The 11186-nt window shown below is 43.4% G+C and carries 8 protein-coding genes; all 8 read right to left on the bottom strand.

Annotated features, from left to right (window positions below):
* Positions 1 to 91 precede the first annotated feature (91 nt).
* The 8 genes from IGJ74_RS07770 to IGJ74_RS07735 all read right to left on the bottom strand — a co-directional run bounded on the left by IGJ74_RS07770 (position 92) and on the right by IGJ74_RS07735 (position 11184).
* Positions 92 to 670, bottom strand: a complete 579-nt coding sequence (locus IGJ74_RS07770) for a hypothetical protein (protein ID WP_087664237.1) — start codon at positions 668 to 670, stop codon at positions 92 to 94.
* A gap of 15 nt (positions 671 to 685) precedes the next feature.
* Positions 686 to 2329: a hypothetical protein gene (locus tag IGJ74_RS07765; RefSeq protein WP_005236527.1), complete on the bottom strand. Its 1644-nt coding sequence runs from the start codon at positions 2327 to 2329 to the stop codon at positions 686 to 688.
* Positions 2330 to 2347: 18 nt separating this feature from the next.
* Positions 2348 to 3223: a carbohydrate ABC transporter permease gene (locus IGJ74_RS07760; protein ID WP_005236529.1), complete on the bottom strand. Its 876-nt coding sequence runs from the start codon at positions 3221 to 3223 to the stop codon at positions 2348 to 2350.
* Between the two features lie 12 nt (positions 3224 to 3235).
* A complete protein-coding gene (locus IGJ74_RS07755) occupies positions 3236 to 4183 on the bottom strand; it encodes an ABC transporter permease (RefSeq protein ID WP_005236531.1) in 948 nt (315 codons plus the stop codon).
* 57 nt (positions 4184 to 4240) lie between these two features.
* Positions 4241 to 5158, bottom strand: a complete 918-nt coding sequence (locus IGJ74_RS07750) for an ROK family protein (RefSeq protein ID WP_008381552.1) — start codon at positions 5156 to 5158, stop codon at positions 4241 to 4243.
* Positions 5159 to 5171: 13 nt separating this feature from the next.
* The gene (locus IGJ74_RS07745) at positions 5172 to 6173 is read right to left on the bottom strand and encodes a LacI family DNA-binding transcriptional regulator (RefSeq protein ID WP_008381553.1); all 1002 of its coding nucleotides are present in this window, start codon (positions 6171 to 6173) and stop codon (positions 5172 to 5174) included.
* A gap of 223 nt (positions 6174 to 6396) precedes the next feature.
* Entirely contained in the window at positions 6397 to 8541 is a 2145-nt protein-coding gene (locus IGJ74_RS07740) for a glycoside hydrolase family 3 N-terminal domain-containing protein (protein WP_087664238.1), read from the bottom strand.
* A gap of 303 nt (positions 8542 to 8844) precedes the next feature.
* Positions 8845 to 11184, bottom strand: coding sequence for a WxL domain-containing protein (locus tag IGJ74_RS07735; protein WP_086338111.1), 2340 nt, complete (start codon positions 11182 to 11184; stop codon positions 8845 to 8847).
* Positions 11185 to 11186: the final 2 nt, after the last annotated feature.

Genomic DNA, 11186 nt, shown 5'->3' with positions numbered 1-11186 from the left:
TTTCAATTCAATGCGTTTCAAAGATTGGAATGTGTTTCATCCTGTCTACTTCCTAGTTAGTGGCGATTACAAGCAACAAAAAAAGAGTGAATCAAGATTGATCCACTCTGTTTAGATGCAACACTTTTTGATAGAAATACAAGGGCCCAGACAGACAAAACAGATAGAAGATACCTGGCGCTAATTGCCATGTGAAGAAATAGCCGATCGCTGCTAGGACTAAGATTCCGATCCCTTTATGGTAGTGCATCATCGTAAAGAAAAAACTACTACGAAAAAGGATAAACAGGTTTTGCCGATCTTGCATTTTTGATTGCATCACATACAGGTTAATGTTGTAGGACAACAAAAAAGTAAGAAAAATGATGGTCAAAAAAGAGAAAAACAATGAATTCGTCAAAGTAGCAGAACGCCACAAGCTGAGTCCGCATAAAAATGAGAAGAGATTGAAGACCCCTAGTGGCAGAGTCTTCAATAACGCGCTTTTGCTATTTTTCAAAAAGGGTTTTAGCAGTTTTGCTTCAGGATGTTCGTAAGCATCGACCACTGCTCGCAAAGCGGCTGGAAACGTGATGATCGGAAACGATACCACTAAAAACAAGAGATTCAATACCAGCATACGAAAAACGATTTCGCAAAGACGATAAAAACGACTCTCTAAAGCAAACATCACACTCACACACCTTTAGTTTAATTTTTCAATATTTTCAGCGATTTTCTCATTTCGGTAATCAACGATTGCTGACCATCCATTGTTTTCTCGTTCTTTTAGGTAGTCTTCCCAAATCTGACGGCCCGCTTCTTCCGAGTCTGCTTGAATAAAGTTGACCAACGCTTGCACTCTTGCTGTGTTGATGGAAGTGAGGTTTCTTGCTTCAGAACCGGTGCGAGGATCAATGTCTTCGATCTCAAAACGCGGCGCCAATTTGTCTTGCGACCATTCCACCATCTGCCGAATCGATGTTGCTGGTTTTTGTCCCATTTGAATGGCGTAATTGTCATTGCCAACAAACCAATAAGAACCTAAACCAATTTCCTTATCAAAGCGAGCAATATCAGAATTTCGTAACGCTTCTGTTTCTTCTGAGTACTCAACCACGCCATCCACAAGATTGTATGTTTCCCCTTCGATACCAAAGGTAGTGACCATCGTGCCATACTCACTTGCTAAATACGTCAAAAGTTCCATGGCTTTTTGGGGTTCTTTTGTCGACGTCGTGATGAAGGTTTGTGTCCATCCACCAATATTTCCGCCAGTAAAAGTGGAATCATCGCCATTCGAATTTTTCGGACCATCGACGGCAATATAGGTTTGCTCAGGATTACGGGCATTATTATCGGACATAAACTCATTGAGTCCCTTCGTATTCGTATGCAGGTAAGCAAAATAACGCCCTTGTCCTAGTTTTTCCTTCATCGTGTTGTCATTGTCTGAAAACTGGTCATTGTTGATGTATCCCTCATTGTACGCTTTTCTAAATGTCTCGATCCAAGTGATGTACTCCTCATCAGCGTCACGATCATTGAATTGACCGTCTACACTTGGTGCGATACTGAGAAAGTCTTGCAAAGTACCACCATAGGCGCCATCCCCACCATTGGAAATATCTAGTGCAGTCGAAGCAAATGGGACTAGAGCTGCACCATCATCTGCTGTCGGAAATGCTTCTTTTGCCCGTTTTAACGCATCTAAAAATCCTTCTGGCGTCGACATATCGGGTTCACCTAACGCTTCGTAAATATCTTTGCGGACAATGAAAACTTGGTCTCCCACTACATTGCCGTCCTCATAATCTTGTGCAGTCGTGGAAAAGCTCGGGTATCCATAAATGTTGCCATCTTCTAAAGTAAACCATTGAACAGATTCCGGTTTCGCTGCATGTTCTAAGAAGTAAGGGTCATATTTTTCTGCCAAAAGATTCAATGGCAAGGCAAATTTTGTCGCTTCATTTGCAGCAGACAGGTTTTTATCGAAGGTCATGATATCTGGAAGATCGCCACCAGCTAGCATCGTATTAAGGTTCTCGTCATTTCCTGAAATAAATTCGACATTGATATTCATGTCTTCTTTGATTTTTCGCGTCACAGTGTCTTTGCCCCACCCCGGCTGAGCATACCAATCAAAATTGACATACCATTTTAAGGTAGCTTCATGGTCGGTGTCTTTTTGCCAGCTTGGTGTATCTTTGTCTGCTTCAAAGCGAGCTTCTGGCAGATCTTCTACCTCAGCAGCTCCTTTTGACTCACTGCTGGAATTACCACAGGCACCTAATACCATGACAGATGTACATACGAGACCGATCCCTAAAAATAATTTGCTTGCTTTCATTTTTTTCTCTCCTTTTGTCTATTCTTTTACTGATCCAAGAGTCATCCCTTGAATAAAGTACTTTTGTAAAAATGGGTAGATCACGACGACAGGAACCGTCGTTACCACCATGGTTGCTAATTGCAATGACTGTGAAGTTGTATTTCTGACAACATTGGTTCCGGTCGCCACTGCGGGCGATAGATTTTCCGAAACGATCCGAAATAGTAGCATTTGTAAAGGATATAAACTACGATCATCCACATAGATATTGGCGGTCATGTAGTCGTTCCACTGAAAGACGCCGTGGAATAATGCAATGGTTGCCAAAACTGGAAGGGATAATGGCAAAATGATTTTCACGAAAATAATAAAAGGATTGGCGCCATCCATCATGGCAGATTCTTCCAGCGAAAATGGAATGCTCCGGAAAAAATTCATCAAAATCACCATATCGTAAAAAGAAAATAAGACAGGAATGATGTAAACCCAAAAATTATTTAACAATCCTAATTCTTTGAATAAGAGAAAGGTTGGGATCATTCCTCCGGAAACGAACATCGTTAAAATCCCCATGTTCATGTAGATTTTCCGTCCCATTAAGTTTCTGCGACTCATCCCATAGGCGACCATCGCCGTTAATGCCGTATGCAAAACAACGCCAATCACTGTTTTTGCAACTGAGATAACAAAAGCTTTATAGATCGCAGAATCTTCAAAAACGGTGTAGTAACTTTCTAGTGAAAATTCCCGTGGCCAGAAATAGATCCCCCCTCTTGCGGCATCGGTTGCATCATTGAACGACAAAGCGACGATATTCCATAATGGCAACGCAATGATGGCTAAAAAGAATACCATGAAAATCACATTGGCGGTATTGAAGATCTTCTCATCTTTTGAAAATGTTTGTTTCATACTTTTCCTCCTCTAAAAGACTGATTCATCACTGATTTTTTTGGTCAAAAGATGACTTCCTACTACGAGGATCAAAGAAACAACCGACACAAACAGGCCAACGGCGGTCGCATAGGAGAAGTCTCCTTGTTGGATCCCCATTTTATAGACAAATGAATTAATGACTTCACTGGACTGATAATTGACAGGGTTTTGTAAGACGAGTGTCTGATCGAGGTTTGAACCCAATAACCCACCCACTGACAAAACAAATGTCAAGGCGATAATATGACGGATCGAAGGAATCGTGATCCGCGTGATCTGCTGGAACTTCGTGGCGCCATCCATTCTAGCTGCTTCATAAAGAGCTGGATTGATCCCCGTCATAGCAGCGATGTATAAAATCGTATTCCAGCCAACTTCTTTCCAAATATCGGAAATGACTGCAATCGCCCAATATTTTTCGGGATCGGTCAAGAAGCGGATCGGTTCATCGATCAACCCAAAACCTAACAGTAAATTATTGACCAGACCGGTATCAGACAACCACGTAATAAACATGCCACCTAAGATGACCCAAGAAAGAAAGTGCGGCAAATAAGACACCGTTTGAACGACCTTCTTCAAGCGCACATGAACGATTTCATTGATCAATACCGCTAAACCAATCGCCGCTGGAAAGCCAATCAGTAGTTTAAAAAAGCTGATGCCCAATGTATTACTCATCACCGTCCAAAACATTGAATCACTAAAAAATTCTTGAAAATATTGAGTACCGACCCACTCCGCATTTGCGATCGAATCAAGAACTGAGTAATCTTTAAACGCGATAACGATCCCATACAATGGGATAAAATTAAAAATAATCATCAAGATAATACCTGGCCAAACCATCGCTTGATAAAAGCTTTGGCTTTTTAGTTTTTGCAAAAATGACCTTTTCTGTGGGGTTGCTTTTAGCATGACACCTTTTGATTCCATTTTTCCACCCTTTCTAAAACGCTTACTTTTTCACCCAAAGGAAATACATGCTTTCCTTTATTGGTTCATCAATTGATAGACCGCACCAATCATACCAGCATCATTTTTTAATTTTGCTCGTTGAATCGGTGCAATCGTGCGACCTTCTAAATAACCAATACTTTCATGGCGAGCTTTTAGCTGGCTCATGGTCTCTTCAAGCCTTGTCATGAAACCATCATTTTCACTGACCCCACCACCAACCAAAATCAGCTCGGGATCAAATGTACTGATCAAATTCAGTAAGCCCACTGATAAATCTTGGAAAAATTGAGCAATCACTTGGTTCGCTACTACTTCTCCTTGTTCTCCTCTCTGGAAGATCTCGACTGCATCTTGAGGCAGATCACTTCGCCCTTGTTGCTGAAGTGCCAGTTGATACTGATGGCAAAGACCACCCACGATGGCTGCTCGTTGATTCAAGGAAACTGACTCTAGATTTCCCTGTTCAGGCAATGTGTCGATCAGCATCCACCCAAATTCACCTGCCATGCCATGACTGCCTCGATAGAGCTGATTGTTGACGATGATCCCGCCACCAATACCAGTTCCCACAACAAGACAAAGATAGTTCTCACAAGCCTGTGCATGCCCAAGCCATTTTTCAGCAATCGCTGCAGCATTGGCATCATTTTCAACAAGGACTGGCAGCTTGACACGTTTCTCTAATTCCAACTTTAGGTTGATTCCATAAAGCGGTTTGATTGATCCTGCCGTGATCATCGTGCCATCTTTTTGGATGATGCCCGGTGCGCTAATACCGACACCTTCGATCATTGCGTCTTGCTGCAGCGATTCGATCAATGCTGTGATGGATTGCAAAAATTTTTCTTTTTCATGAATGGTTGGCATCTGTCCTTTCTTCACAATTTCACCCGTTCTCAAAATCACACCATATTTGATAGCCGTTCCTCCAACATCAATTCCAATAAACATTGCTTCACCCTCATTATTCATTTACTTGTTTTGTCGATTGATTAATACTCAATTCTCCTGGTAAAACGTAGGAGACACCACATGCATTTTCCTCAATCATTTCGATCAAGTGGTTTACTGCCGTGACCCCTTGCAATTGGATTGGATTTTTCACAGTCGTCAACCGAGGCATGAAATAGTCCAAGAGATCGATGCCATCAAAGCCAATTACGCTGAAATCATCCGGCACCCGCCACTTGGTCTCATGGATCGCCTTGACCGTTCCGATCGCACTAAGATCATTTCCCGCCAGAAACGCTGTGGGTAAATCTTTCTGCTCTAGCAAAAACTGTTGCACGCGGACTCTCGTTCGTTCTTCTTCAAAGAACCCCTGCAATTGATAGTCCGACCGTTTAGAAACCCCTGCCTCGTTTAATGCTTCTAAATACCCTCTTAAACGCTCATCACTATCATAAACACCAGTAATACCACTGATAAAGGCAATTTTTTTGTGGCCAAGTGACAAAAGATACTCGGTGGCTGCTTTCCCTTTTTCGAAAGAATCAAAGACTACACTGCCGAAGTTCTTCTCTTGAATGTTTCGATCGATAAAGACGGCTTTGATTTGTTCTCGTTCCATCGCAGCCAAATCCTGCTTCGTTAAAAAATCTTCAAATCCAATAATGCCATCAACAACACCACCTAAAATACTATTGAGGACAACGCGCTTATCTGCAGATAAAAACACGTTGACTGCATACCCATGTTTTTCTGCCTCTCTGGCAATGGCTTCAACTAGTACGCTAAAGTAGGGGCCCTTAATGCTGGTGGTGTAAAAACCAAGCATCTTGGTTTTCGTGTTTTTTAATTGTTTGCCCATCAAATTTGGGACATAATGCAACCGCTGCGCGGCAGCCATCACACGTTCTTTCGTTGCGGGCCGAACAACATCGACACCGTTTAATGCTTTAGACACGGTCGCAATCGACACGTTTGCCTCCTTTGCCACTTCCCGAATCGTGATTCGATTTGTCAAATGATTCTCCCCTCCTGAAGGATTCTTCCCAAAAATAAAAACGTTTTTATTTTGCTGAAAAAATCAACGACCACTCTAAGGTTGGCCATCCGATAAACCAACTATATATAAAAACGTTTTCACCCACAATGGTTCTAGGACTAGTTGGCGCATGTACCAGCACCTTGAAACCTGTGCCACTTTGGTACAAGTTGTACCCGAAAAAAAAAGCCTCGAAAGGCTTTTAAATCGTGAGCGTACCAATCAACTTCGCTGAGGCAGCAGCAAAGCCAAGGTATAAGGAAATCGTACCAGGATCACTTTCTGTCGAGAAATCGGAATGAACATAAGCAAAATCCTCTGGTGTAACATAGAATGAATGCTGCCTTTCTTCGGCTGCAGCAAGATGGATTTTTTGCCATTGTTTCAATTCCCTCATCGGTCGTGCTACTTCCGTAACATCGTCTCTGCTATAGAGTTGCAATGTCGTTGTATGCGGCACATCGCCCTCATTTTTCAGTGTGCAACTGATCTCAAATGGCGCACCCTTTTCCTGAGGAATAATGATTTGGGTGTGGGTAATCGTGCATTTACTATAGCCTATCCCCGAGCCAAAAGAAAACAACGGCTCATTTTTTTCATCCATATAGCGCGAAATATATTTTTGATCACTATTCTCTTCTGTCAGTGGCCGACCTGTAGAGAGTTGAGCATAAGTCAACGGCAACTGTCCTTCTGCCCTTGGAAAACTCATAGCTAAACGTCCTTGCGGTTCAGATTCGCCCATCAACAAATCTGCCAATGCATTACCGCCTTCTGATCCAGGGAACCAGGCAATCATGATGGCTTGACAAAGAGGCTCGATGGCGGTCAAAACCAGTGGTCTGCCACAGAAAAGAATCGTTGCGATCCTAGGATTGACCTGACTTACTGCTTCAATCAATGCTTCTTGCTTTCTTGATAAAGAAAGTTTGGTCAGACTTGCCGCTTCTCCCGCTTCCTCGCTGGTTTCCCCCAGAGCCAATAAAACGACCTCAGCTCCTTTAGCGAATTTACACGCCTCATCAAGAAAGGCGCTCGTCAACATTTCCCCATCAGGGTACGGTAAGACAGTTAAGTCAATTTCTTTTTGAGAAAGACCTTCCGCTAAGGAGACCGCAGCCTCTGGTTTGCCGATCCACGACCAAGCCCCCAAAAGATCCTTTGAATCTGCTTTGGGACCGATCAGCGCGACCTTTTGCTTTTTCTGCAAAGGCAACAGTGCCTGGTTTTTCAGAAGAACCGTTGTTTGCTTTGCTGCTTCTCGTGAAAGAAGACGGGTTTCCTTTAGGAGTCTAGGCGTTAAGTTTTCCGGTGCTAACCCTCTATAAGGGTCTTCAAAAAGGCCTAGCTTGTTCTTTAAATGTAGCACATGAAAAACCGCCTTATTCAACTGCTCTTTCATAGCAGGATCTGCCTGAATGATTTGCTCTAGTGCGTTCAAATAGCAATCACTCATCATATCCATTTCGACACCTGCAGTAAAAGCTTTCTGTGCGGCTTCCTTTCGATCAGCAGCTACACGATGCGCCATCAATTCCGCCACCGCTGCCCAATCTGAGATGATCAAGCCATCAAACCCAAGCTTTTCTCGCAATACTTCCTGCAACAATGGTTGATTGGCTGTGGCCGGCACACCATGGATCGTATTAAAAGAAGTCATGACCAATTCTGCACCAGCTTCAATCGCCGCCTGAAACGCGGGCAGATAATTTTGGTAGAGCTCCAGATCAGACAAATCGACAGTATGGTAATCCCGGCCGCCTTCTGCAGCGCCATAGCCGATAAAGTGTTTGACACAAGCAGCAATTCGCTGTTTATTTTCTGCAAGGGAAGCAGTTCCTTGATACCCTCGTACATAAGCAGCCGTCAACACCGCAGATAAGGTCGGATCTTCCCCATTACTTTCCAAGACCCTTCCCCAGCGCGCGTCTTTAACATGATCCGCCATCGGTGAAAACGTGACATGGACACCAGCTTCTGCCGCTTCTTTTGCTGAAGCTTTAGCAACCTCTTCCACTAACTGCGCATCAAAGGAAGATGCTAAGGCCAGTGGAATTGGGAAAATCGTTTCATACCCATGGATAACATCTGCCATAAAAACAAGAGGAATCTTTAAGCGACTTTTCTCAAGATAAGACGTTTGGATGGCATACACTTGTTCCGCAGTATGAGTGCCCAACACAGAACCAATCGAAAATAATTGGTCTTCACTCATGTGCCATTGTTGCATCGGACCGGTGATTTCTCCTCCTTGCGCAAAAAAATCTGGCGTCAATTGGACCAACTGGCCCACTTTTTCAGCTACAGTCATTTGGTCAATCAGTTCTTTTAGTTTTACGGTTTCCACTATTATTCTCTCCAATCATTAGGCTCTCTTCTTTTGCTTATCGAACTTGCGGCATTTGCTCCTTCTTAGCAGAAGCAACATGTTGCCGATTCCTTTCATTCAGTATAATTAAAAACGTTTTCAAAAAAAGACGATCTTCATACTTTGGTGCAACTCATGGCAAAAAGGAAAAATCTTCATCATGGTACAAGGTGTACCATAAATAATGGATAACACCAAATCCCCTGATACATCCGACATTGTGTCTTCTCCGATGCTAACAAAAAGAAGCTGCAAATCGCTGCAGCTTCTTTTTGTTTATTGTTAAGGAACAAATGAAAGTTCCCAAAGAATGGTTGCTGAATATCTCGTGGCTTGAGGAGTCGCACTAATTGGCACCTCAAGTTTGACACTTTGATCCATTGTTTCTCGATCGCCAAAGCGCTGGACCCAAGTGCCTCTGCCTTGGTTGGCACCTGCTTGTGCGATTATCTCCGCATTTCCAACAGTCAGTGCTGCTTGCTGTTTGTGAGTAGGTGGCTCAGACACGTTTTCTCGAGTCGTTACTACATCGATATTGTCTAATAAAATTCTAGCACCAGTCAGTTGATGCCCTTCATCACTTTCAAAAGGCTCTCGTAAGGTTGCACGGAGGGTCCAACCGGAATTTTCCCGCCTCCGATCTGAAACCTGCACATAATTAGGGCGTAGATTATCATTTGGATCAGCCGGCTGAAGCAGTTTCTGCGGCAGGGCATCGTAGGTCGTCGTTTCTGACCGAATGCCAACTGTCCCAAACTGGAATTGGGAAACAAAATCCAAGCTGACAAACCCTTGTTCTGCATCAATCTCAGGCGGATTCTCAGGATTTACTTGCGTATCCGGATCAAGAGGGTCTACTGGTTGCGGAGTACTTTCCAAACCATAAACCAGCCAGTATTCTTGTTCATCTCGGGTGACTCTTGTTTCCAGCGGCTGACCGTCCCGCTCGTAAAGATATTGGTAATAAGGAATCTCCTCAGGAAGGATATCGACCGATTCATTTACGAATTCTCCTTGATAGGTTGGTTCCCTCAATGCTACCCCTTCTTCATCTATGTGATTGATCTTGATGTTCGATGGCACGCGATCAAATAAAAAAGTAACATTCTGATGGAAAGGCTGCGGCATAATAGCAAATGTACCTGGGTCAAAGTGTTCTGTGACATACTCAACCCCGTAATAGTCATACCCTAACTGATAGGGTTCATCGCTCTCTCGGTTCTTGGGGTCAAGGGTATGAAGGAAACGTAATGGTAGTTCTAATGTTTCAGTTGGTAGAATATCCTCCCCTGTCTCTCGATCCAGATAGTTTACATGGACGGTTCCAGTACCAATGTGATATTCCATCCAATCAAAAGTAAAGGTATGGCGATCACTCCTTGCACCTGTACTTCCAGTAATAAGAAAAGCCATCGCAGAAACATCCTCAGGTTGCCAATCACTAATATCTCTACGCCATGTCCGATTGTCATAATCGACTTGAAACCATCTCCCATTTTCATCCGGCTGATATTGAATAAGTACATCCAAATCATGTCCCAAGCGATTTCCAGCTCTTTGCGGTAATGCATCATTGCCGGTATAGGTCGCCATCGTTCGCGGACCTGTATGATAGATGAATCCAGCGAATGGCGCACCGCCAACAGACATTGGATCTCTAATCACCTCAAATCGATTCGTGAATTCTTCAAAAACACTAGGTGTAGTGTTATAATTATTGTCCAATTTAAACCCAAAGCCATCGATCAAACCGCCAATACCAAACGCATTTCCTGGATACCCGACTTCATCTGTAGCCGAATTGTGAAAGCCAAAAGCAATGCCATCGGCTCCGTCTAATCTCGTTCCGATATTTGCTTTGCCTTTTAGCGTAAATGGACGATCCAAACTGAGCCTTTCTTTTAAAGTAACATTACCAACGTGATCTGATAGATTGGGCGTTAACAGCACTTCTCCTGTTTGCTCGTTATAAGTAGCATCGATAGGGTGTCCTTGCAAATCAAAATGATCTAAGAAATCTGCTCGCTCAATTCGAATTTTAGCTGTAGTATCACTTCTATCATCTACTTCTGCCTCTCTTCCTACTTCATCCGCAGCCTCATCTGCTTGATCTACTTCCGCAGAGTCATTCTCTTCTTCCGTCGAATCAGTGTCTTCGGCATCCGTATGATCTAAGATCAGCAGGCGCTGCGTAGCAGTCTCGGCAACGATGATCTCATATTCTCCGATCGTATCCACAAGAATCGGTAAGACAAAAGTCGTTTGTGGGGTCTCGCTGTTCAGCTGCCACACACCTTCGTGGTCTGTTGCTACCACCGTTAGTTCATCGTTCAAAGCTTCCTGATCAATGATTATTTCCTGAGGCAACGCGATGTCCACCGTTTCGAGGGCAACTTCTGAGTAGAAAATAAAATCTATTACGTGCTCGACCTCTCCTTGGATCAGTTCCTCCGCAAAGGAGATTTCTCCACTCACTTCATCGTCGGCCTTCTCCTCGTGTTCTTCCTCTGGTGTCCACGAAAAAATCGTCTCGGCATTCATGATTGTTAATGTTGTAATCAGTGGGAGTAAGGCAAGTAGAACCAGCAACCACTTATTTTTTTTGCGAAAAAATGAGTTCATCG

This window comes from Enterococcus sp. AZ009, from assembly GCF_050548785.1.
Lineage (GTDB): Bacteria > Bacillota > Bacilli > Lactobacillales > Enterococcaceae > Enterococcus_D > Enterococcus_D entomosocium.
The sequence above is the reverse complement of the archived record's forward strand: the minus strand, read 5'-3'. Positions and strand labels throughout refer to the sequence as shown.

Coding starts and splice junctions, on each gene's coding strand:
- IGJ74_RS07735 (WP_086338111.1), bottom strand. CDS start 11,184: ATGAACTCATTTTTTCGCAAAAAAAATAAGTGGTTGCTGGTTCTACTT.
- IGJ74_RS07750 (WP_008381552.1), bottom strand. CDS start 5,158: ATGTTTATTGGAATTGATGTTGGAGGAACGGCTATCAAATATGGTGTG.
- IGJ74_RS07760 (WP_005236529.1), bottom strand. CDS start 3,223: ATGAAACAAACATTTTCAAAAGATGAGAAGATCTTCAATACCGCCAAT.
- IGJ74_RS07765 (WP_005236527.1), bottom strand. CDS start 2,329: ATGAAAGCAAGCAAATTATTTTTAGGGATCGGTCTCGTATGTACATCT.
- IGJ74_RS07755 (WP_005236531.1), bottom strand. CDS start 4,183: ATGGAATCAAAAGGTGTCATGCTAAAAGCAACCCCACAGAAAAGGTCA.
- IGJ74_RS07770 (WP_087664237.1), bottom strand. CDS start 670: ATGTTTGCTTTAGAGAGTCGTTTTTATCGTCTTTGCGAAATCGTTTTT.